Here is a 20,737-nt window from a genome sequence, read left to right as displayed (position 1 = left end):
GCAGCCGGCTCCCTACAGGGTGCGGAGCAGTACCGAGGGGTTCTCCACGCAGTCGGCCACGTACCTCAGGAAGCCTCCCGCGGTACCGCCGTCGCACACCCGGTGGTCGAAGGTGAGCGAGAGCTGGACGACCTGCCGGACGGCCAGTTCGCCCTGGTGCACCCACGGCTTGGGAATGATCCGGCCGACGCCGAGCATCGCGGCCTCGGGGTGGTTGATGATCGGCGTGGAGCCGTCGACGCCGAACACCCCGTAGTTGTTCAGCGTGAAGGTGCCGCCCGTCAGATCCGCCGGGGTGAGCGCCCCTTGGCGGGCCGCCTCCGTGAGCCTGGCGAATTCTGCGCTCAGCGACTCCGCCGACCGGTTGTGGGCGTCCTTCACGACGGGAACGACCAGTCCGCGGTCAGTCTGGGCGGCGAAGCCGAGGTGCACTGACGGCAGCCGCACGATCTCCCGGGCTTCCATGTCCACCGTGGAGTTGAGCTCCGGGTGGCGGTCGAGCGCGGCGGTGCAGATGCGGGCGAGCAGCGCGAGCAGCGAGATCTTCGACCCGCCCGCGGCGTTCATCGCCGCCCTCGCGGCCATGAGTTCGGTCGCATCGGCGTCGACCCAGCAGGTGGCGTCCGGGATCTCCCGGCGGCTGCGGGACAGCTTGTCGGCCACCGCTCCGCGCACCCCGCGCAGCGGGACGCGCTCGGCCTGCGCGGTGGCCGCTACGGCCGGCGCGGCGGGCGCAGCGGTGGTCGGCGTCTCGGGAGCCCGGAGGGCCCGTTCGACATCGGCCCGGAGGATCAGGCCGTCGGGGCCCGAGCCGGTCAGCGTCCGCAGGTCCACGCCGTGCTCGCGGGCGAGCTTGCGGACGAGCGGGGAGATGACGGCCACGGGACCGTGCTGCGCCGCGGCCGAGGCACCGCGGGCGGGGGCCGGTGCGGCAAGTGCGGGCCCCGGAGCGGCGGTGCGGCTGCCGTTGGCAGCGGTGACCGGGGCCGTGGAACCGCCGGAAGCCCTGGTCGTGCCGGAGACACCGGAGGCGGAGGCCGTCGCGGGCGACGGCGTGGGGGCGGGGGCGGGGGCGGGCGCGACCGGTGTCGGGCGGATACGTCGCCGTCGCGCCGCGGGCGCGCCGGTTCCGTAACCGACCAGGACGTTGCCCGACGACTCGGCGGAGCCGCCGGAGGACGCGGAGGTGTCCGGCTGCGCGGGCGCCGCGCCGCCGCCCGAGGCGGACGCGTCCGTCCCGGGCGCCTCGACCGCACCGACCGCGACCGTGATGAGCGGTGCGCCGACGGGCAGTTCCGTGCCCTCCTCACCGAAGCGGGCGGTCACCACGCCGCCGTAGGGGCAGGGGACCTCCACCATGGCCTTGGCCGTCTCGACCTCGACGACGGGCTGGTCGATCGCGACCACGTCACCGACCGAGACCAGCCAGCGGACGATCTCGGCCTCGGTCAGCCCTTCGCCGAGATCGGGAAGCTTGAATTCCAGCACCTGAGCCATCAGCCCTCCGCCTCCCACTGCAGTCGCGCCACCGCGTCCAGCACACGGTCCACTCCCGGCAGATGATGCCGCTCGAGCATCGGCGGCGGGTACGGGATGTCGAAACCCGCCACCCGGAGCACCGGCGCCTCCAGGTGGTGGAAGCAGCGCTCGGTCACCCGCGCGGCGATCTCGCCTCCGGGACCGCCGAAGCCGGTGGACTCGTGCACGACGACCGCGCGCCCGGTGCGACGGACCGACGCGCAGACCGTCTCGTCGTCGAACGGCACCAGGGAGCGCAGGTCGACGACCTCCAGGTCCCAGCCCTCCGCCTCGGCCGCCTGCGCCGCCTCCATGCACACCGGCACCGAAGGACCGTAGGTGATGAGGGTGGCGCTGCGCCCGGGGCGGCGCACCACGGCCCGGCCGATCGGCTCCACCGCGGCAGGCGCCTCGGGGGACCACTGGGACTTGGACCAGTACAGCCGCTTGGGCTCGAGGAAGACGACCGGGTCGTCGGAGGCGATGGCGGCCCGCAGCAGGCCGTACGCGTCCTCGACCGTGGCGGGCGTGACGACGTGCAGGCCCGGGGTCGCCATGTAGTACGCCTCGGAGGAGTCGCTGTGGTGCTCGACCCCGCCGATCCCGCCGCCGTAGGGCACCCGCACGGTGATCGGCATGACCATGCCGCCCCTGGTGCGGTTGCGCATCCGGGCGACGTGGCTGATGAGCTGCTCGAACGCCGGGTAGGCGAAGGCGTCGAACTGCATCTCCACGACCGGCCGCAGTCCGTACATCGCCATGCCGACGGCAGTGCCGAGGATGCCCGCCTCGGCGAGCGGGGTGTCCGTGCAGCGGTCCTCGCCGAACTCCTCGGCGAGCCCGTCCGTGACCCTGAAGACGCCGCCGAGCGTCCCGACGTCCTCGCCCATGACATGGACGGTCGGGTCCTCGGCCATGGCGTCGCGCATCGCGCGCTGCAGGGCCTGGGCCATGGTTGCGGGCTTCACCGCGGCCGTGGTCATCGCGCCTCTTCCTCAGCGTCCAGCTCTGCCCGCAGCTGCGCCGCCTGCTCACGCAGCTGCGCGGTCTGCCGGGCGTACACGTGCTCGAACAGGTCCATGGGGTCGAGGACGGGGTCGGCGTTCATCCGCTCGCGCAGATCCGCCGCCATCGTCTCCGCCGCCCGGGTGGCGGCCTGCCTGGCCTCGTCGTCGAGCAGACCCCGCTGCGTCAGCTCCCGCTCCAGCAGGTCGATCGGGTCGTGCGCGCGCCAGGTCTCGACCTCGCTGTCCGCGCGGTACCGGGTGGCGTCGTCCGCGTTCGTGTGGGCGTCCATGCGGTAGGTGACCGCCTCGATCAGGGTGGGGCCGCCGCCGCGGCGGGCCCGGGCCACGGCGTCGCCGAGGACCTCGTGGACCGCGACCGCGTCGTTGCCGTCGACGAGCCGGCCGGGCATGCCGTAACCGACGGCCTTGTGGGCCAGGGACGGCGCGGCGGTCTGCTTGGCCAGCGGGACGGAGATCGCGAAGCCGTTGTTCTGTACGAGGAAGACCACCGGCGCGTTCCACACGGCGGCGAAGTTCAGCGCCTCGTGGAAGTCGCCCTCGCTGGTGCCGCCGTCGCCGATCATGGCCAGCGCCACGACGTCGTCGCCCTTGAGGCGGGCGGCGTGCGCCAGACCCACGGCATGGGGCAGCTGGGTGGCCAGTGGGGTGCACAGCGGCGCGACACGGTGCTCGTGCGGGTCGTAGCCGGTGTGCCAGTCGCCGCGCAGCAGGGTCAGCGCCTGGACGGGGTCCAGGCCGCGTGCCACGGCCGCGAGGGTGTCGCGGTAGCTCGGGAAGAGCCAGTCCCGCTCCTCCAGCGCCAGGGCGGCGCCCACCTCGCACGCCTCCTGACCGGTGCTCGACGGGTAGACGGCGAGCCGGCCCTGCTTGGTGAGGGCGGTGGCCTGCACGTTGTACCGCCGGCCGCGCACCAGCTCCGCGTAGAGCCGGAGCAGCAGCTCGGGGTCGGCGGAGGCGGAGGCCTCGGTGCCGAGCACGCGGTACGGCTCCGGGTCGGGGAGCAGCGGCGCGGGATCGGTGCGGGGCTGCCACGCGGGCGGCGGTGTGGGCCGGTAGGCGGCGGCAGCGGAACCGGGCAGCTCCTGGACCGTCATGCTGCTTTTTCTCAACGCGAGCACCTCCTCGTGGGAGCGACGACGAATGCGATGAAGAACGGTGACGAGAGAACGGGTCGAGGACGCGCGGGTGTGGCGTGCCTCACCTACCGATTGTTCGGTCGAGGACGCATTTTGGCTACAGGCACGGGCAGCCTGTGGACAAACGGTTCTCCACAGCTTGAGATGGAGACAGGTCGTCCATGCTAGGAAGGCGGGGGGACGTGGCAACTGAACAAATGGCCGATGGCGGGGACCGCGCGGGACAGCCGCCGCTGCCACGCCCGCTGGATCCGATCGACCGCGACATCCTGCGCATGCTCCAGGCGGACGGGCGCGCCTCCATACGCTCGGTCGCCGAGCGGGTGCATGTGTCCCGTGCCAACGCGTACGCACGGATCAACCGGCTGATAGACGACGGCGTCATCAGGGGCTTCAGTGCCCGGGTGGACCACGAGCGGGCGGGCCAGGGGGCCTCCGCCTATATCACGCTCAAGATCGTGCAGAACTCCTGGCGGACGGTGCGGGAGCAGCTGCAGGCGCTGCCCGGCGCCGCTCATATCGCGCTGGTCAGCGGAGACTTCGACGTGCTGCTGCTGGTGCACACGCCCGACAACAGGACACTGCGTGAACTCGTCCTGACCAAGCTGCAGTCCATCCCGGAGGTGCTGTCGACCCGGACGCTGCTGGTGTTCGAGGAGACGGATCTCGATCATGCGACGGGACAGGCCACCGGCCCGGGCGCGGGTCCGGGCACGGAAACGCCCTGACCGGGGGCGGGGGCGGCCAGTCCGTCCGGTGCACGGGGCCGGCCCCGGCCAGCCGCGTCACGCCGAGCCCCGGCGGCGCGGACACCGCGCAGGGTCAGGGGGCCGTACGCAGCCCGTCGAAAGCGAGCCGCACCACGGTCTCGGCCAGCTGGTCGCCGTCGTGGCTGCCGCCCGGCTGCGGGCGGTACCACTCGACCAGCGAGTTCACCATGCCGAAGAGCAGCCGCGTCGCCAGCCGGATGTCGACGTCGGCCCGGAGATCGCCGTCCGCGGCCGCCGCCTTCATCAGGTCCGCGACGCGCTGGTCGAACTCCCGGCGCCGCTCCAGCGCCCACCGCTCGGTCTTCGTGTTGCCCCGCACCCTCAGCAGCAGCGTCACATAGGGCAGTTCGGCCATCAGCACCTCGACCGTGCGCCGCGTGACGTACTCCACCCGCTCGATGGCGCGGCCGCGCTGTGCGCCGCTCTCGTCGAGGACGGCGAACAGGGAGTCCAGTGCGCGGCTGACGGCCCGGCGCAGCAGTTCCTCCTTGCCCGTCACATGGTGGTAGATCGAGGACTTGGAGATCCCGGCCGCCTTCGACAGGTGCTCCATGGAGGTGCCGTCGTAGCCGCGCTCGTTGAATATCCGCACGGCGACCGTCAGCAGCGTCTCCGGCGTGTAGGTGTCGCGCTTGACCGTGGTCATCGGCTCTCCGCCCCGTCGTCGGCGTACGCACGGCGGGCGGTCGCCAGGGACGGCGCGTACCGGCCGGTGGGGTACCGCTTGTGCAGCGTCTCCAGCAGCTCGCAGACCCACCCGAAGCCCAGCCGCTCGCCCCATTCCAGGGGACCGGCCGGGTAGTTGACGCCCAGCTTCATCGCGGTGTCCACGTCCTCGGCCGAGGCCACCCCGCGGTCGACGGCGTCCGCCGCGAAGTCGGCCAGCATCGCCACCGTTCGGGCGACGATCATGCCCGGCACGTCGCCGATCAGCGAGACGTCCTTGCCCAGCGCCTGGAAGAGCCCGACGGCCTCGTCGACCGCTTCGGGCATGGTCCTGAGGGTGCTGTCGGACGCCGACAGTGCGATCCGGGTCGCGTTCTCGTAGTCCAGGGCGAGATCGAAGTAGATGATTCCGTCGCCGAACTCGAACGAGGTCTCGCCGTCCACCAGCCCGAGCTCCGCGCCGCCGGGCAGGATCAGGCAGCCGCCGCCCTCCTCACGGTGGACGGTGATCCCGGCCCGCTCGATCATGTGGACCAAGGGTTCGGCCGGCCCGAGATCGCCCTGGACGACCACGGTCGCGGGGGCGGCGGCGGGCGGCTGTGTCCGCGGCCGGGGACGGTCGGCGCCGTCCTCGTACGAGAACCAGCCGTGACCGGACTTGCGGCCGTGCCTGCCCGACTCGACGAGGCGGCGCTGGGCCAGCGACGGCGTGAACTTCGGGTGGTGGAAGAACGAGTCCCAGACGGAACGGGTGACCGCCTCATTGACGTCCTGGCCGATCAGATCGGTCAGTTCGAAGGCCCCCATCCGGAACCCGCCGGACTCCCGCAGGACCGCGTCGATGGTGGCGGGGTCGGCGCCGCGCTCCTCATGGACGGCGAACGCCTCCGCGTAGAACGGGCGCGCGACGCGGTTGACGATGAACCCGGGGGTGTCGGCGCAGCGCACCGGCGTCTTTCCCCAGGCCAGGGCCGTCGCGTGGGCCCGTGCGGCCGCCTGTTCGTCGGTGGCGTGGCCGCTGACGACCTCGACGAGCGGCAGGAGCGGGGCCGGGTTGAAGAAGTGCAGGCCGACGAAGCGGCCGGGGCTGCGCAGGGCTCCCGCGACGGCCGTCACGGACAGGGAGGAGGTGTTGGTGGCGAGCAGGCAGTCGTCGGCGACGATCTTCTCCAGCTCCGTGAAGAGCTGCTGCTTGACCGGGAGCTGTTCGAGCACGGCCTCGACGACGAGGGCCGCGTCGGCGAGCTCGGAGAGGTCGGCGGCCGGGAGCAGCCTGCCGCGGGCGGCGTCGCGGTCCGCGGGAGCCATCCGTCCCTTCTCCACGAGCCGGTCGAGGCGCGCGACGATCGCCGCCGCGGCCTCCTCTGCCCGTCCGGGAGCGGCGTCGTGGAGGCGTACGGGATGGCCTGCGACGAGGGCGACCTGTGCGATCCCCTGTCCCATGGTTCCGGTGCCGACGACGGCGACGGTACGGCTCACGTCGATCGCGGTCGTGGAGTCGATGGCGGTCATGGAGGCGATCCTCCCGGATGAGTTGTCCACAGGTTCGACAGGCCCCCTTGTACCGACCGATCGTTCGGTTACTCTAACTCTGTCATCCTCCCCTGCCCAGCTCGACGAGGAGTTGGTCCGCATGCAGCTGACCGAGACCCACCGGCCCACGCTCGACCAGGCCCTCGATGCGATCCGCACGCGCGCGTACTGGTCTCCCCACCCGGAGCACCCCAAGGCGTACGGCGAGAGCGCGCCCGCCGACGGCCTCGCGGCCTTCGAGGCGTTGCGCGGCTCCCGCTTCGACCTTGACCAGCCGGGCACCGACGGCTGGACCGGCGGCGAGATCTCTCCGTACGGGCCGGAGCTGGGGATCGAGTATCCGCATCCGGACCTGGACGTGCTGCTGCCGGCGATGCGCGCCGGCATGGGCGCCTGGCGCGAGGCCGGCCCGGAGACGCGCGCGCTGGTCTGCCTGGAGATCCTGGCCCGGATCAATGCCCGCACCCATGAGTTCGCGCACGCGGTGATGCACACCAGCGGGCAGGCGTTCCTGATGGCGTTCCAGGCCGGCGGCCCGCACGCCCAGGACCGCGGCATGGAGGCCGTGGCGTACGCGTACGCGGAACAGACCCGCACCCCCGGCGCCGCCGACTGGTCGAAGCCGCAGGGCAAGCGCGACCCGCTGGAGCTCCGGAAGACGTTCACCACCGCGGGCCGCGGCATCGCGATGGTCATCGGCTGCAACACCTTCCCGACGTGGAACGGGTATCCGGGGCTCTTCGCCTCCCTGGCGACGGGCAACCCGGTCCTCGTGAAGCCGCACCCCCGCGCCGTGCTCCCGCTGGCCCTCACGGTGAAGGTGGCCCGCGAGGTCCTGACCGAGGCCGGCTTCGACCCGAACCTGGTCTGTCTCGCCGTCGACCGCCCGGGCGAGGGCATCGCGAAGACGCTGGCGACGCGGCCCGAGATCAAGATCATCGACTACACGGGGTCCTCCGCCTTCGGCGACTGGCTGGAGGCAAACGCCCGCCAGGCGCAGGTGTACACGGAGAAGGCCGGCGTCAACACGGTCGTGGTCGACTCCACCGACAACTACAAGGGCATGCTGTCCAACCTGGCCTTCTCGCTCTCCCTGTACAGCGGCCAGATGTGCACCACCCCGCAGAACGTGCTGATTCCCCGCGACGGCATCACCACCGAGTCCGGCCCCAAGAGCTACGACGAGGTGGCCGCGGACCTGGCCACCGCCGTGGGCGGCCTGCTCGGCGACGACGCCCGGGCGAACGCCCTGCTGGGAGCCCTGGTCAACCCCGACGTGAAGGCACGGCTGGAGGCCGCGTCCGAGCTGGGCGAGGTCGCGCTGGAGTCCCGCGAGGTCGTCCACCCGGACTTCCCCGGCGCGACGGTACGGACCCCGGTCATGGTGAAGCTCGACGGCGCCCGCAAGCACTGGGACTCCGCGGACTCCGAGCCGGCGTACCTCTCCGAGTGCTTCGGCCCGGTGTCCTTCGTGGTGGCCGTCGACTCCACGGCCGACGCCCTGGAGCTGCTGCGCCGCACGGTCCGGGACAAGGGCGCGATGACGGTGGGGGCCTACACCACCTCCGAGGAGACGGAGCGGGCGATCGAGGAGGTCTGCCTGGAGGAGTCGGCGCAGCTCTCGCTGAACCTGACGGGCGGGGTGTACGTCAACCAGACCGCCGCGTTCTCCGACTTCCACGGCTCCGGCGGCAACCCCGCGGCGAACGCGGCGCTGTGCGACGGCGCCTTCGTCTCCAACCGCTTCCGTGTGGTGGAGGTCCGCCGACAGGCCTGACGGCCCGGGTATCGGCATGAGGCGGTCACTGGTGGCGCGGGCCGGGCGCGGGTACGAGCCCGCGCCACCAGCGCCCCCTCCGGCCCGTTCAGGAGCCCCGCAAGCGGTCCGGCTCAGAGACCGGCCCCACAGGACTTGCGGGCGGCTCACAGACCGCGGCGGAGCACCTCGGCGATCTGCTCCGGGGTGCCGATCGCCAGGAACATGGCGTCCGGCGGTGCGGCCCCGCGAGGAGCGCCCCCACGCGCCCCGGTCGGGGCACCGCCCGTCTCGACCGGCGTGGTCAGCAGCCGCTGCCGCACCCGGCGGGCCACCTGGCTGCCGCGCAGCAGCATGGCCAGCCCGAGCACGGTCTGCCGGGTGAAGACGCCGAGCTGCCCGCGTCCGGCCCGGCTGCCCGGCATGTTCGCCGCGACGAACCGCCGTAGCTCCTCACCCTGCAGCCGCCGGTGACCGAGGGCGGTCAGCTCCCCCGCGTGCCGGCGCACCGTGCGGCGCAGCGCCACCGCGTCGACCTCGAAATGGTCCGCGAGCATGGCCGCCGTCGCATGGACGCCGTCAGGCAGCAGCACGAGCGGCTTCGCACCGTCGAGCGCGTCGGTCCGGTGACTCAGGGCGGCGCGCAGAGCGCGGGTCTCCAGCAGAGCCTCTTCTGGGTGCATCAGCCCCTCCGGGGGCTTGTAGGGACACGGCGAACTGCCCCTCACTGCGGGACAGGCTGCGGGCAGCGGCGGCAACGTTCACCAGTGCCTCGTCAAGGCCTGTTCTTCCGCGCGACTCAACCCTGTTGCCGCTACCCGTATCGACGTTCCGCTCGTCGATGTGAACGACACAGCTGTCCGAAAGTCACACTTTCGCCCGCCGGCCGCCGCTGGACGTCCCGGTCAGGCGCCCGGGGCCGGTACGTCGGCGTACCGCTGAACCCACGCGTGCATCGCGATGGCCGCCGCCGCGCCCGCGTTGATCGACCGCGTCGAACCGAACTGGGCGATCGAGCAGACCATGGAGGCGTGCTTGCGGGCCTCGTCGGTGAGCCCGGGGCCCTCCTGTCCGAAGAGCAGCACGCAGCGGCGCGGCAGCTCGGTCCGTTCGAGCGGCACGGCCCCCGGCAGGTTGTCGATCCCGATGATCGGCAGCTCCTCCGCGGCGGCCCACTCGGTGAGCGAGGCCGTGTCCGGGTGGTGCCGCACATGCTGGTACCTGTCGGTGACCATGGCGCCGCGCCGGTTCCAGCGACGGCGTCCGACGATGTGGATCTCCTTCGCCAGGAACGCGTTGGCCGTGCGCACCACCGAGCCGATGTTGAAGTCGTGGCCCCAGTTCTCCACAGCCACGTGGAAACCGTGCCTGCGCGTGTCCAGGTCCGCGACGATCGCCTCGCGCGTCCAGTACCGGTAGCCGTCCACGACGTTCCGCCGGTCGCCCCGGGCCAGCAGTTCCCGGTCGTACCGCTCGTCCTCGGGCCAGGGCAGCGGGTGCGGGCCGACGCCGACCTCGGGGGTGTACCCCTCGTCGTACTGCAGCGGTTCTTCCTGAAGCGGTTCTTGGGTGGTGCTCACCCGACGAGCGTACGGGGCTGCTCGTCGCTCCCCTGTTGCACCTGGGGCGGAGCACCACCCTTGCCGTCCAGCATTCGGTAGAACCCGCGGGTCACCAGTGCTCCCAGGGCGACCAGGAAGCCCGTCGGCAGGAACACGGCATCGGCCGCGATCATCGCGAGCGAGAAGAACGGCAGCCCGAGGAGCACCGCGATGGCCGCGTGCTCGAGCATCATGACCACCAGCAGGACGTTCTTGACCCGCCGGTTGAAGAGCGTGAAGGGGAACGCGACCTGCACGACGACGGTGCCGTAGGTCAGCAGCATCACCATCACCCCGCCGGAGGCCAGGATCCCGGAGATCTCCGGCCACGGGGTGAAGTAGTCCAGTTTGAGCGGGTAGTACAGCGCGGTGCCGTCCTGCCAGCGCGACCCCTGGATCTTGTACCAGCCGGCGGTCGCGTAGATCAGACAGACCTCGGCCATGATCACGACGAGTGCGGCGTTGTGGGTGAGGTTCGCCAGGACGTCGAGCAGGGTACGCGGCTGACTGTCGGGCGCGAAGCGGTTCACCGCCCACCACAGGCCCTGGGCCACCCACACCCCCCAGAACAGGACGAGGATCCAGGCGTCGCCGCCGCCCCGTCCCACGAGGGTGCCCGCGAAGAGCGCCGCGCCGAGTACCGCCCAGAGGACGGGCCCTGCCAGGTCGGGGCCTCTCCGGTCCGGGCTTGTCCGCTCGGGGCCTGCCGGGTCGGAGCCCGACCGCTCCGGGCCTGTCCGGCCGGGGCCCGTGAGTTCGGTATCGGTGCGCTCGGGCTCCGTGAGTTCCGCGCCCGTGGGTTCAGGGCCTGTCCGCTCCGGGCCGCGCCTGCGTGCCGCCCGCCGGGCGTCCAGGGACCAGACCTGCGCGCAGCGCGTCAGCACCAGGTAGATGGCCATGAGGTGGATGACGTTGTCGCCACCGTCCCCCACGAAGATCGAGCGGTTCTGCAGCGACAGGACGCCGACCATGAAGAGCACTGACACCGCGCGGGTATGCCAGCCCAGCACCATCAGCAGGCTGGACAGCACACAGACGCCGTAGACGAACTCGAACCACAGCGCGCTGTCCGACCACAGGAGCACGGTGAACGCGTTGTTGCCGGCGATCAGCTCCCGGCCCATCTCCCAGCTCCAGGCACCGTCCGGTCCGTAGAGCTCGTGCCGGTGGGGCAGCTCGCGCAGCAGGAACAGCAGCCAGGTCGCCGCGAAGCCGATCCGTACGACGGCGCTCTGGTACGGCCCGAGGGCCGTGGACGTGATGAGCTGAACGGCGCGGGCGGCCTTGCGGCCCTGGGCCTGCTTCACCGGGCGGCCTCTGTCCTGTCGTCGCCGACCCCGCCGGGGATGTCCGCCGCGGTGACGGTCCACCACGGCAGTTCGCGGTGGGTGGGGCGGGTGTCGGTCTTCTCGTCGCTCCAGGCCGGGGCCTTGATGACCCTGGTCGACGCACGGATCTGGACGCGCTCGACGGGACCGTCGAGACCGTAGCGGTCGAGGCGGACCATCACGATGCGGCGCATGTAGCTCTCCGAGAGTCGGCCGCGCAGTCCCTCGGGTTCGTTCTCGCTGTTGTGCGAGCCGGCGTAGAAGTCCCATGCACGGCGGAGCTGGTTCTGCTGGAGGTGGCTCGGGAGGAGGTTGTGGCGGATGTGCCGACCGTCCTGCGCGGACAGGTCGATCCATTCGCTGGTGCGGCGGCTGCCGTCCCGGGCGGTGTACTGGGCCCGGGCCTGTACCGCGATGTTCTGCTGGAGCGGATTGGGGGCGAACAACTTCCAGTTCTGCTCGAACTCCGGATACACCCAGCCGTCGACCGCTTCGCCGTGCTGCTTGGTCACGGTGTTGGAGGGGGCGACGTGGAGAAACACCATGGCCAGGTGGACGCAGGCGAAGGCCGCTATCAGCGCGAGCGCCACGGCGGCGGCGACCTGATAGGGGAGGGACAGTCCCGCCATTCCACCGGCGGTGGCGGGGGCCGCCGGGGCCGAAGGCCGGCCGGGCGGCTCCGGCGGGTCGGGAAACGCAGGGGGCGCGAGGCGGCCGGGGACCGCGGAAGCCGGGGCCTTGGGCGCCTCGCGCTGTCCGGGAACGCTTTCGGCGCGCGCAGGGGCGCTCTCGGCGCCTACGCCGTCACCCGGACGGCGTACATCGAGCCCGGCCGACGGCTCGGACCCCCGACGGCTGTCCGCTCGGGCGCCTTCCGGCTGCCGGGCACGGCGTGGCGCAGGCAGCCCGGAGCTCACTTTTCCGCCCCCATTGCCTTCCTCGTCCTCGTAGGAATCCATCCCCGCCCCGATCGCCGCCGGTCCCCCCGGTTATCCACAGGGTTGACACCCTACGGCCCGCCGACCGACCATTGAAGTCAATGAACCGAACGATCGGTCGGTAGGGGAGTCCGGATGACGGCAGTGACTGCGGATGGGTACCAGGCGGCGTTCGACGCCGCGGTGGCCGCCGACGAGCGCATCGAACCGCGCGACTGGATGCCGGACGCGTACCGCGCGACGCTGGTCCGTCAGATGGCTCAGCACGCGCACTCGGAGATCATCGGCATGCAGCCGGAGGCGAACTGGATCACGCGCGCGCCGTCCCTGCGCCGCAAGGCGATCCTGATGGCCAAGGTCCAGGACGAAGCCGGCCACGGCCTCTATCTGTACAGCGCCGCGGAGACGCTCGGCACCAGCCGCGACGAACTGCTCGACAAGCTGCACTCTGGCCGCCAGAAGTACTCCTCGATCTTCAACTACCCCACGCTGACCTGGGCCGACGTCGGCGCGATCGGCTGGCTGGTCGACGGAGCCGCGATCACCAACCAGGTGCCACTCTGCCGCTGCTCGTACGGGCCGTACGCGCGGGCGATGGTGCGGGTCTGCAAGGAGGAGTCCTTCCACCAGCGCCAGGGGTACGAGCTGCTGCTCGCCCTGTCCAAGGGGACGCCGGAGCAGCACGCGATGGCGCAGGACGCGGTGGACCGCTGGTGGTGGCCGTCGCTGATGATGTTCGGCCCGCCGGACGACGCGTCGGCACACTCGGCGCAGTCCATGGCCTGGAAGATCAAGCGCCACTCGAACGACGAACTGCGCCAGCGCTTCGTCGACATCTGCGTCCCGCAGGCCGAGTCCCTGGGCCTGACCCTCCCGGACCCGGACCTCCGGTGGAACGAGGAGCGCGGACACCACGACTTCGGCGCCATCGACTGGGCCGAGTTCCAGCAAGTCCTCAAGGGCAACGGTCCCTGCAACGAGCAGCGGATCAGCCAGCGCCGCCGGGCGCACGAAGAGGGAGCCTGGGTCAGGGAGGCGGCCGCCGCGTACGCGGGGAAGCGCCAGGCAGCACAGCACACCGAGTCCGTGGAGGCGACGGCATGAGCAGCTCGACCGAATGGCCGCTGTGGGAGGTCTTCGTGCGTTCGCGCCGCGGACTGTCCCACACCCACGCAGGAAGCCTGCACGCGCCGGACGCGGAAATGGCCCTCCGCAACGCCCGCGATCTGTACACCCGGCGCAGCGAGGGCGTCTCGATCTGGGTCGTGCCCTCCACCTCGATCACCGCCTCCTCACCGGACGAGAAGGACCCGTTCTTCGAGCCGGCCGCCGACAAGCCTTACCGGCACCCGACGTTCTACGAGATCCCGGAAGGGGTGAAGCACCTGTGACCACGACGCCCACCACGTCCTCGACACCCCCGGCAGCCACGATGTCCCCGGCAGCCGAGGCACCGACGACACAGCACACCCCGCCTCCGGCCACGGCCACGGCGGACCGCCCCACGGGGCACACCGCGGCGGCGCTGGCTCTCGGCGACGACGCGCTCGTGCTCTCCCACCGGCTGGGGGAGTGGGCCGGGCACGCACCGGTCCTGGAGGAGGAGGTGGCCCTCGCCAACATCGCGCTTGACCTGCTGGGGCAGGCACGGGTGCTGCTCTCCCTCGTCGGCGACGAGGACGAGCTGGCCTACCTCCGTGAGGAGCGCTCCTTCCGCAACCTCCAGCTGGTCGAGCAGCCGAACGGCGACTTCGCGCACACCATCGCCCGGCAGTTCTACTTCTCCGTCCACCAGCGCCTGCTGTACGGGCAGCTGGCAGCCGGGGACGGTCCGTTCGCCGGGCTCGCCGGGAAGGCCGTCAAGGAGGTCGCGTACCACCAGGACCACGCGGAGCACTGGATCGCCAGGCTCGGCGACGGCACGGCGGAGAGCCACGAGCGGATGCAGCGGGCGTGCGACGCACTGTGGCGGTTCACGGGCGAGATGTTCCAGCCGGTGGACGGGCTCGAGGTGGATCTCGCGACCCTGGAAGTGCTTTGGCTCGAGCGGGTCACGGCAGTCCTGGAGCGCGCCACGCTGACCGTTCCGTCCGGTGCGCGCACCGGCGCCTGGTCCGCGGGAGCGGGGCGGCAGGGTCTGCACACCGAGTCGTTCGGACGGATGCTCGCCGAGATGCAGCATCTGCACCGGAGCCACCCGGGGGCGTCATGGTGACGGGAACGGCCGGAAGGGCTGCCCACGCGCAGGCCGCGCCCGAGCCCGGGCCCGAGGTCCAGGACGCGCCACGGCCCCAGGACGCGCCCGGGGCCGACACGAGTCTGGAGGCGGAGCTGCGCAGGCTGGCCGGCTCGGTCCCCGACCCGGAGCTGCCGGTGCTGACGCTCGGCGAGCTCGGCGTCATCCGGGGCGTGCGGCTGCTCGGTCCCGCCGACGTCGAGGTCCAACTGACGCCGACGTACACGGGATGCCCGGCCATCGAGGCCATGACCTCCGACATCGAACAGGTGCTGCGTGACCACGGCATGACGGCCGTCTCGGTCGTCAAGGTCCTCGCGCCGGCCTGGTCGACGGACGACATCAGCGCCGAAGGACGCCGGAAGCTGAGCGAGTTCGGCATAGCACCGCCCCGTCATCACGCGGCGGACGAGCCTGTGCCGCTGACGCTCTCCGTCCGCTGTCCGAACTGCGGCTCGACCGACACGGAGCTGCTGAGCAGGTTCTCCTCCACTGCCTGCAAGGCCCTGCGCAGGTGCGTCTCCTGTCGCGAACCTTTCGACCACTTCAAGGAGTTGTAGATGTTCCATCCGCTCCGGGTCAGCGCGGTCGAACGGCTCACGGACGACGCGGTGGCCGTCACCTTCGACGTGCCCGCCGAGCTGCGCGAGACCTTCCACCACACACCCGGCCAGCACGTCGCCCTGCGCCGGCTCGTGGACGGCGTGGAGACCCGCCGCACCTACTCGATCTGTACCCCGGCCGCTCCGGACGGCGGCGTTCCCGTGCTGCGGGTGGGCATCCGACTTGTGGACGGCGGCGAGTTCTCGACGTACGCCCTCAAGGAGCTGTCCGTCGGCGACACCGTCGAGGTGATGCCTCCGGCAGGCCGGTTCCTCTTCCCGCCGAGGCCGGGTCACTTCGCGGCCGTGGTGGGCGGCAGCGGCATCACGCCCGTGCTGTCCATGGCCGCGACGCTGCTGGCGCGGGAGCCGGAGGCCCGGTTCTGCCTGATCCGCAGCGACCGCACGGCGGCCTCCACGATGTTCCTCGACGAGGTGGCCGACCTCAAGGACCGCTACCCGGACCGCTTCCAGCTCGTCACCGTGCTGTCCCGCGAGGAGCAGCAGGCGGGGCTGCCGTCGGGGCGCCTGGACCAGGAGCGGCTGACCGGCCTGCTGCCGGCGCTGCTTCCGGTGACCGCTGTCGACGGCTGGTTCCTCTGCGGGCCGTTCGGACTCGTCCAGGCCGCAGAGCGCGCTCTGCGCGGGCTCGGCGTGGACCGCGGCCGGGTCCACCAGGAGATCTTCCACGTCGACGACGGCTCGGCGCCGCTCTCCACCACCGTCGCCACGCCGGCCCACGCCGCCCTCACGGCAACCCTCGACGGCCGGTCGGGCACCTGGCCGGTCCAGGAAGGGGAGTCGCTCCTGGAGACGGTGCTGCGCAGCCGGGCCGACGCACCCTACGCCTGCAAGGGCGGCGTGTGCGGCACCTGCCGGGCGTTCCTGGTGTCGGGCGAGGTCCGCATGGACCGGAACTTCGCGCTCGAGCCGGAGGAGACGGACGCCGGCTATGTCCTGGCCTGCCAGTCCCATCCCGCCACGACGGAAGTGGAGTTGGACTTCGACCGCTGATCGACGGCCGGGGAGGCCGCTGACCTCCCCGGCGCGGCCACCGGCCATCGGCTACGGCCCGCCCTGAGGCCACCCCCGCCGCCACCCGGTCCGGTGCTCCACGGCCATTCCCTTCACGCCCGGCCTGACCTATCTTGACGAACCGTCAGATACGGCCGTGGCGCGGAGGGAGCGAGCAGTGGACTTCACCTTCACCGAGGAGCACCTGGCAGCCGTGGAGGCGGCCGAGGCGGTCTTCTCGGGCGTGGCGCCCGATGCGGTGCCGAGCCCGGCGATGACCGCGGGGGCCGTCGCCGACGATTTCGACCGTCCGCTGTGGGCCCGGCTCGCCGACTCCGACCTGCTCGGTCTGGTGCTGCCGGTCGAGCACGGCGGTGCCGGACTCGACCCCATCGCGCTCTGCCTGGTGCTGCGGGAGTCCGCCAAGGTGCTGGCACGCGTCCCGCTGCTGGAGACCTGCGCGGTCGCGATGGCCGTGGCGCGCCATGGGAGCGCCGGCCTCCGCAGCGAGGTACTCCCCCGGGTCGGCCGCGGCGACCTGGTGCTCACGGCGGCGGCCAACGGCCGCACCGGCCACGGTCCCGCCGAACTCGCCGTCTCCGCACACCGCCCCGCCGGGCCGGCGGGGCGCTGGGTCCTCGACGGGATGCAGACGGCGGTGCCGTGGGCGCAGTGCGCGGACCGTATCGCGGTGCCCGCCACCGCCGCCGACGACAGGACGGTCCTCGCCCTCGTACGTCCCGCCCACGACGGCGTCACCCTCGCCGAACAGGTCTCCACAAGTGGCGAGCGCCTGGCAGAGGTCCGCCTCGAGGCGGTACGGATCGAGGACGCGGAGCTGATCGACCACCCCGGCGCCTGGGAGTGGCTCCACGGGCTGCTCGCCACGGGCACCTGCGCCCTGGCTCTGGGCCTGGGTGAGCGCGTGCTGGCCATGACGGGCGAATACACGGGCAAGCGGGAGCAGTTCGGCTTCCCGGTGGCCACGTTCCAGGCCGTGGCCGTACAGGCCGCCGACCGGTACATCGACCTCCGGGCCATGGAGGCCACCCTCTGGCAGGCCGCCTGGCGGATCACCACCGGCTCCGACGGGGCGCTGCCGCCGGCGGCGGACATCGCGGTGGCCAAGATCTGGGCGTCGGAGGGGGTACGGCGCGTGGTGCAGACCGCTCAGCATCTGCACGGCGGCTTCGGCGCGGACGTCGACTACCCGCTCCACCGCTATCACGCCTGGGCCAAGCAGCTCGAGCTGTCGCTCGGTCCCGCGGCCGCCCATGAGGAGGCTCTCGGCGATCTCCTCGCCGCCCACCCGCTCGGCTAGCGGCCGGCCACGACGGCGGCCGGTCGGGAGGCACGCCTGCCCCGGCCGAGCCGTCCGTCCGAGCGGCCCAGCCGTCCTGCGGAGCCAGCCGTCCGTCCGAGCGGCCCGCCGCGATGTCAGAGCACGAAGGCGGGGGTCCCGTTCTCGGTGACCATGGGGCGTCCCGCCCCTTCCCAGGCGAGCATGCCGCCGTCGATGTTCACCGCATCGATGCCCTGCTGCACCAGGTACTGGGTGACCTGTGCGGAGCGGCCGCCGACCCGGCACATCACATGGGCTCGCCGTCCGTCGGCCACCGCCTCGGTCACCTCACCGAAGCGGGCCACGAAGTCGCTCATCGGGACGTGCAGCGCGCCTTCGACATGCCCGGCCGCCCACTCGTCGTTCTCCCGTACGTCCAGCACAAGGCCGTCGGCCGGCACCTCCGCGACGTTCACGGAGGGCAACGGGGCGAAGTTCATGAGTGATGCCTTCTCTCGTACGTGTAAGGACCCCGGTTCGTCGGCGGTCCCGTCCCGGTCCCGCCCCACCGAGGGCCCGGGAAACCTACTTCACCAGCCCCGCCAGCTCGGTCTCACGCTCGGCGACCTGCGCCAGCAGTTGCTCGGCGATCTCCTCCAGCAACCGGTCCGGGTCGTCCGGCGCCATCCGGAGCATCGCCCCGATGGCGCTCTCCTCCAGCTCCCGGGCGACCACCGTCAGCAGCTCCTTGCGCTGCGCCAGCCACTCGAGCCGGGCATAGAGCTCGTCACGCTCGCTCGGCCGGGGCGCGGCCGGTACGGGACCGGCAGCCCACTCCTCCGCCAGCTCCCTCAGCGTCGTCTCGTCGCCCAGCCCGTACGCGGCGTTGACACGCGCGATGAACTCGTCGCGCCGGGCTCGCTCCTTCTCGTCCTGCGCCAGGTCCGGATGGGACTTGCGGACCAGCTCGCGGTAGAGCTTGCGTGCCTCGTCGCTCGGCCGGACCCGCTTGGGCGCCCGCACGGGCTGCTCGGTGAGCATCGCGGCGGCCTCGGGGGAGAGGCCGTCGGAATCCATCCAGTCGTGGAACAGCTCGTCCACGCCCGGCATCGGCATCACCAGGGCCCGTGCCTCCTGCGCCTTGCGCAGGTCCTCCGGGTCACCGCTGTCCGCCGCCCGCGCTTCCGCGATCTGCGCGTCCAGCTCGTCCAGCCGCGCGTACATCGGGCCGAGCTTCTGGTGGTGCAGCCGGGAGAAGTTCTCCACCTCGACCCGGAACGTCTCGACGGCGATCTCGAACTCGATCAGCGCGTGCTCGGCCGCCCCCACCGCCCTGGCCAGCCGGGCCTCCGGCCGGTCCTGCTCGGCATCGGGCGCGGCCTGCTCTTCGTCGTTCCGGGTCGTCGGTCCCCCGGCGGCATCCTGAGTCACCGCTCCAGCCTACGGGCGCGGCCCGGGGGCCTGTCACACCCCCAGCTCAGCGGCCGTCCGACCGCTCTTGACGGCCGTCAGCAGATCCGCGTGATCGGCCTCGGTACGGTCCGCGTACATGACCGCGAACGCCGCCACGGCCTCGTCCAGCTCCTCGTTCTTGCCGCAGTACCCGGCGAGCAGCCTCGGGTCCGCGCTGTGGGAGTGGGCGCGGGCGAGCAGAGCGCCCGTCATCCGGCCGTAGTCGTCGAGCTGGGCGGGCGTCAGAGCCGCGGGGTCGACGCTGCCCTTGCGGTTCCTGAACTGCCGCACCTGGTAGGGGCGCCCCTCCACGGTCGTCCAGCCCAGCAGGCTGTCGCTGACGACCTGCATCCGCTTCTGGCCCCGTACCACCCGGCGCCCCTCGTGCACCGGCTCCTGCGCGGGGAAGCCGACGGATTCCAGATACGGCAGGAGGACGGAGGGACGCGCCTCCTTCACCTGCAGCACCAGCGGGTCGCCGCGGTGGTCGAGGAGCAGCACCACGTACGACCGGGTGCCCACGCTTCCGGTGCCCACCACCCGGAAGGCCACGTCATGTATCGCGTAACGGGCGAGCAGCGGGAGGCGGTCCTCACCGACCGTGGTCAGATACTCGCCGAGCGAAGCGGCGACGGCCGCGGCCTCCGCGTCGGGCACTCGCCTCAGCACCGGTGGCGCGTCCACGAAGCGGCGGCCGGTGGCACCCTCCGTACCGCCCTCGCCTTCCTGCACGGACTCCGTCGCCTTGGCCGCGAAGCGCGCGCTGGTGTTGTTGCGCGCCTTCGCCGCGACCCGCTCCAGCGTCCCGAGCAGGTCCCGTGCGTCCGTGTGCGAGACGAGTTCCTCGTCGGCAATCGCGTTCCACGCGTCGAGCGCCGGCAGCTTGGCCAGCAACCGCATGGTGCGGCGGTAAGCGCCCACGGTGTCGAAGGCCGCCGCCCGGCAGACGTCCTCGTCGGCCCCCACCACCCGGCCGGCCAGCACCAGAGAAACCGCGAGCCGCTTGAGGTCCCACTCCCACGGGCCGACGACGGTTTCGTCGAAGTCGTTGAGGTCCATCACCAGACGGCCTCTGGCGTCCCCGTACAGCCCGAAGTTCGCCGCGTGGGCGTCACCGCAGAGCTGTGCGCCGATACCGGTGACCGGCGTGCCCACCAGGTCGTGCCCCATCAGGCCGGCCGCGCCCCGCAGGAAGGCGAACGGGGATGCCGCCATCCGCCCGACCCGGATCGGGGTGAGCTCCGGCACACGTCCGCGGCTCGACTCCTCGACCGCCTGCACGGCGTCGGGCCGCCCGGACGTCGGCAGCATCACATGGTGCGAAGAGCGCGGCACGCGGTCGCGCAGCGCCTTGCCGATGTCCTTCGGTGACCGCACGCCGTCAGCGGTCGCCGCGCGGGGCGCGAAGCCCGGAACGACAGGAATGCGCCACCGGCCACCGAAGCCGCTCCCGGACACCCCACCGGAGCCATTCCCAGGCACCTCGGGCACCCCCACCTCATCGGCACCGATCCCGGGCAGGTCCCCCGAGCCGGTCCGCGCCACGCCCGCCGAACCGTCCCCGTCGGAATCCGTCCGCTGCTCCGACACCGACGCCGTGATCTCGCTCATGCCCGCGCCTCCCCCGGCAACGAAGGTCATCACCGTCAAGTGCCACGACCGTACCGCCGAGCCCGGACAGCCGTCTCCCTCTGTGGATAACCCTGCGCGGACCCGATTGACCAGGGCGAACCCAGAGGCCGATACACACCGGTCGACCGACGGATGTTCCACGTGAAACATCGCGGACGGGACCACCACGCGGCCAGACCTGTACCGGGCCTGCAGCAAACCTGCCGCACACCCACCAGAGACCTCCCGCACACCCACCAGAGACC

Annotated in this window: 20 protein-coding genes; 8 read left to right on the top strand and 12 right to left on the bottom strand. The window is 72.0% G+C overall.

From position 1 onward, the window contains the following. Positions 1 to 12: 12 nt before the first annotated feature. From ACWD01_RS05160 to pdhA, 3 genes are read right to left on the bottom strand one after another with little or no spacing between them, the layout of a single operon-like run. Positions 13 to 1,497 (bottom strand): dihydrolipoamide acetyltransferase family protein, encoded by a 1,485-nt coding sequence (locus tag ACWD01_RS05160; protein ID WP_451158206.1) that lies wholly within the window; start codon positions 1,495 to 1,497, stop codon positions 13 to 15. Continuing rightward, positions 1,497 to 2,501 (bottom strand): alpha-ketoacid dehydrogenase subunit beta, encoded by a 1,005-nt coding sequence (locus tag ACWD01_RS05155; RefSeq protein WP_451158204.1) that lies wholly within the window; start codon positions 2,499 to 2,501, stop codon positions 1,497 to 1,499. Before ACWD01_RS05155 ends, ACWD01_RS05160 begins: the two co-directional genes overlap by 1 nt. Next, entirely contained in the window at positions 2,498 to 3,640 is a 1,143-nt protein-coding gene (gene pdhA / locus ACWD01_RS05150; RefSeq protein WP_451158202.1) for a pyruvate dehydrogenase (acetyl-transferring) E1 component subunit alpha, read from the bottom strand. Before pdhA ends, ACWD01_RS05155 begins: the two co-directional genes overlap by 4 nt. Before the next feature lie 239 nt (positions 3,641 to 3,879). Here pdhA and ACWD01_RS05145 point away from each other — a divergent pair, with 239 nt between their 5' ends. Beyond that, positions 3,880 to 4,410, top strand: coding sequence for an Lrp/AsnC family transcriptional regulator (locus tag ACWD01_RS05145; protein ID WP_451158380.1), 531 nt, complete (start codon positions 3,880 to 3,882; stop codon positions 4,408 to 4,410). Between the two features lie 94 nt (positions 4,411 to 4,504). On the opposite strand, the gene ACWD01_RS05140 is transcribed toward ACWD01_RS05145, so the two are convergent. Continuing rightward, complete coding sequence (locus ACWD01_RS05140) at positions 4,505 to 5,098, bottom strand: TetR/AcrR family transcriptional regulator (RefSeq protein ID WP_451158200.1); 594 nt, start codon at positions 5,096 to 5,098, stop codon at positions 4,505 to 4,507. Further along, the gene (locus tag ACWD01_RS05135; RefSeq protein WP_451158198.1) at positions 5,095 to 6,630 is read right to left on the bottom strand and encodes a 3-hydroxyacyl-CoA dehydrogenase; all 1,536 of its coding nucleotides are present in this window, start codon (positions 6,628 to 6,630) and stop codon (positions 5,095 to 5,097) included. The genes ACWD01_RS05140 and ACWD01_RS05135 overlap by 4 nt, the downstream gene beginning before the upstream one ends. A gap of 121 nt (positions 6,631 to 6,751) precedes the next feature. On the opposite strand from ACWD01_RS05135, the gene paaN reads away from it, so the two are divergent. Then, entirely contained in the window at positions 6,752 to 8,428 is a 1,677-nt protein-coding gene (gene paaN, locus ACWD01_RS05130; protein ID WP_451158196.1) for a phenylacetic acid degradation protein PaaN, read from the top strand. A 146-nt stretch (positions 8,429 to 8,574) separates the two neighbouring features. Here the strand turns inward: paaN and ACWD01_RS05125 are convergent, their stop codons facing one another. The 4 genes from ACWD01_RS05125 to ACWD01_RS05110 all read right to left on the bottom strand — a co-directional run bounded on the left by ACWD01_RS05125 (position 8,575) and on the right by ACWD01_RS05110 (position 12,295). Beyond that, complete coding sequence (locus ACWD01_RS05125) at positions 8,575 to 9,090, bottom strand: hypothetical protein (RefSeq protein WP_451158194.1); 516 nt, start codon at positions 9,088 to 9,090, stop codon at positions 8,575 to 8,577. A 222-nt stretch (positions 9,091 to 9,312) separates the two neighbouring features. Beyond that, the gene (locus tag ACWD01_RS05120) at positions 9,313 to 9,987 is read right to left on the bottom strand and encodes a TrmH family RNA methyltransferase (protein WP_451158192.1); all 675 of its coding nucleotides are present in this window, start codon (positions 9,985 to 9,987) and stop codon (positions 9,313 to 9,315) included. Next, positions 9,984 to 11,315, bottom strand: coding sequence for an HTTM domain-containing protein (locus ACWD01_RS05115; protein WP_451158190.1), 1,332 nt, complete (start codon positions 11,313 to 11,315; stop codon positions 9,984 to 9,986). Before ACWD01_RS05115 ends, ACWD01_RS05120 begins: the two co-directional genes overlap by 4 nt. After that, positions 11,312 to 12,295, bottom strand: coding sequence for a DUF5819 family protein (locus ACWD01_RS05110; RefSeq protein WP_451158188.1), 984 nt, complete (start codon positions 12,293 to 12,295; stop codon positions 11,312 to 11,314). Before ACWD01_RS05110 ends, ACWD01_RS05115 begins: the two co-directional genes overlap by 4 nt. A 114-nt stretch (positions 12,296 to 12,409) precedes the next feature. On the opposite strand from ACWD01_RS05110, the gene paaA reads away from it, so the two are divergent. The 6 genes from paaA to ACWD01_RS05080 all read left to right on the top strand — a co-directional run bounded on the left by paaA (position 12,410) and on the right by ACWD01_RS05080 (position 17,447). Next, positions 12,410 to 13,378, top strand: a complete 969-nt coding sequence (gene paaA, locus ACWD01_RS05105) for a 1,2-phenylacetyl-CoA epoxidase subunit PaaA (RefSeq protein ID WP_451158186.1) — start codon at positions 12,410 to 12,412, stop codon at positions 13,376 to 13,378. After that, complete coding sequence (gene paaB / locus ACWD01_RS05100; RefSeq protein WP_451158184.1) at positions 13,375 to 13,665, top strand: 1,2-phenylacetyl-CoA epoxidase subunit PaaB; 291 nt, start codon at positions 13,375 to 13,377, stop codon at positions 13,663 to 13,665. The genes paaA and paaB overlap by 4 nt, the downstream gene beginning before the upstream one ends. Positions 13,666 to 13,706: 41 nt before the next feature. Then, the gene (paaC, locus tag ACWD01_RS05095) at positions 13,707 to 14,489 is read left to right on the top strand and encodes a 1,2-phenylacetyl-CoA epoxidase subunit PaaC (protein WP_451158378.1); all 783 of its coding nucleotides are present in this window, start codon (positions 13,707 to 13,709) and stop codon (positions 14,487 to 14,489) included. Continuing rightward, positions 14,483 to 15,070, top strand: a complete 588-nt coding sequence (gene paaD / locus ACWD01_RS05090) for a 1,2-phenylacetyl-CoA epoxidase subunit PaaD (protein ID WP_451158182.1) — start codon at positions 14,483 to 14,485, stop codon at positions 15,068 to 15,070. The genes paaC and paaD overlap by 7 nt, the downstream gene beginning before the upstream one ends. Continuing rightward, entirely contained in the window at positions 15,071 to 16,126 is a 1,056-nt protein-coding gene (locus ACWD01_RS05085; protein ID WP_451158180.1) for a 2Fe-2S iron-sulfur cluster-binding protein, read from the top strand. A 178-nt stretch (positions 16,127 to 16,304) separates the two neighbouring features. Then, positions 16,305 to 17,447, top strand: coding sequence for an acyl-CoA dehydrogenase family protein (locus ACWD01_RS05080; protein WP_451158178.1), 1,143 nt, complete (start codon positions 16,305 to 16,307; stop codon positions 17,445 to 17,447). 116 nt (positions 17,448 to 17,563) lie between these two features. Here ACWD01_RS05080 and ACWD01_RS05075 read toward each other — a convergent pair whose 3' ends face one another. From ACWD01_RS05075 to ACWD01_RS05065, 3 genes are all read right to left on the bottom strand, one after another. Further along, entirely contained in the window at positions 17,564 to 17,908 is a 345-nt protein-coding gene (locus ACWD01_RS05075; protein ID WP_451158176.1) for a rhodanese-like domain-containing protein, read from the bottom strand. Positions 17,909 to 17,993: 85 nt separating this feature from the next. Next, complete coding sequence (locus ACWD01_RS05070; protein WP_451158174.1) at positions 17,994 to 18,839, bottom strand: J domain-containing protein; 846 nt, start codon at positions 18,837 to 18,839, stop codon at positions 17,994 to 17,996. A 33-nt stretch (positions 18,840 to 18,872) separates the two neighbouring features. Further along, positions 18,873 to 20,471 (bottom strand): DUF2252 domain-containing protein, encoded by a 1,599-nt coding sequence (locus ACWD01_RS05065; RefSeq protein WP_451158172.1) that lies wholly within the window; start codon positions 20,469 to 20,471, stop codon positions 18,873 to 18,875. Positions 20,472 to 20,737: the final 266 nt, after the last annotated feature.

Source organism: Streptomyces sp. NPDC002835 (assembly GCF_053591995.1).
The sequence above is the reverse complement of the archived record's forward strand: the minus strand, read 5'-3'. Positions and strand labels throughout refer to the sequence as shown.

Excerpts from the sequence above, each read along its gene's own strand:
- ACWD01_RS05160 (WP_451158206.1), bottom strand. The coding sequence starts at position 1,497 with ATGGCTCAGGTGCTGGAATTCAAGCTTCCCGATCTCGGCGAAGGGCTG.
- ACWD01_RS05155 (WP_451158204.1), bottom strand. The coding sequence starts at position 2,501 with ATGACCACGGCCGCGGTGAAGCCCGCAACCATGGCCCAGGCCCTGCAG.
- pdhA (WP_451158202.1), bottom strand. The coding sequence starts at position 3,640 with ATGACGGTCCAGGAGCTGCCCGGTTCCGCTGCCGCCGCCTACCGGCCC.
- ACWD01_RS05145 (WP_451158380.1), top strand. The coding sequence starts at position 3,880 with ATGGCCGATGGCGGGGACCGCGCGGGACAGCCGCCGCTGCCACGCCCG.
- ACWD01_RS05140 (WP_451158200.1), bottom strand. The coding sequence starts at position 5,098 with ATGACCACGGTCAAGCGCGACACCTACACGCCGGAGACGCTGCTGACG.
- ACWD01_RS05135 (WP_451158198.1), bottom strand. The coding sequence starts at position 6,630 with ATGACCGCCATCGACTCCACGACCGCGATCGACGTGAGCCGTACCGTC.
- paaN (WP_451158196.1), top strand. The coding sequence starts at position 6,752 with ATGCAGCTGACCGAGACCCACCGGCCCACGCTCGACCAGGCCCTCGAT.
- ACWD01_RS05125 (WP_451158194.1), bottom strand. The coding sequence starts at position 9,090 with ATGCACCCAGAAGAGGCTCTGCTGGAGACCCGCGCTCTGCGCGCCGCC.
- ACWD01_RS05110 (WP_451158188.1), bottom strand. The coding sequence starts at position 12,295 with ATGGATTCCTACGAGGACGAGGAAGGCAATGGGGGCGGAAAAGTGAGC.
- paaA (WP_451158186.1), top strand. The coding sequence starts at position 12,410 with ATGACGGCAGTGACTGCGGATGGGTACCAGGCGGCGTTCGACGCCGCG.
- paaB (WP_451158184.1), top strand. The coding sequence starts at position 13,375 with ATGAGCAGCTCGACCGAATGGCCGCTGTGGGAGGTCTTCGTGCGTTCG.
- paaC (WP_451158378.1), top strand. The coding sequence starts at position 13,707 with ATGTCCCCGGCAGCCGAGGCACCGACGACACAGCACACCCCGCCTCCG.
- paaD (WP_451158182.1), top strand. The coding sequence starts at position 14,483 with ATGGTGACGGGAACGGCCGGAAGGGCTGCCCACGCGCAGGCCGCGCCC.
- ACWD01_RS05085 (WP_451158180.1), top strand. The coding sequence starts at position 15,071 with ATGTTCCATCCGCTCCGGGTCAGCGCGGTCGAACGGCTCACGGACGAC.
- ACWD01_RS05075 (WP_451158176.1), bottom strand. The coding sequence starts at position 17,908 with ATGAACTTCGCCCCGTTGCCCTCCGTGAACGTCGCGGAGGTGCCGGCC.
- ACWD01_RS05065 (WP_451158172.1), bottom strand. The coding sequence starts at position 20,471 with ATGAGCGAGATCACGGCGTCGGTGTCGGAGCAGCGGACGGATTCCGAC.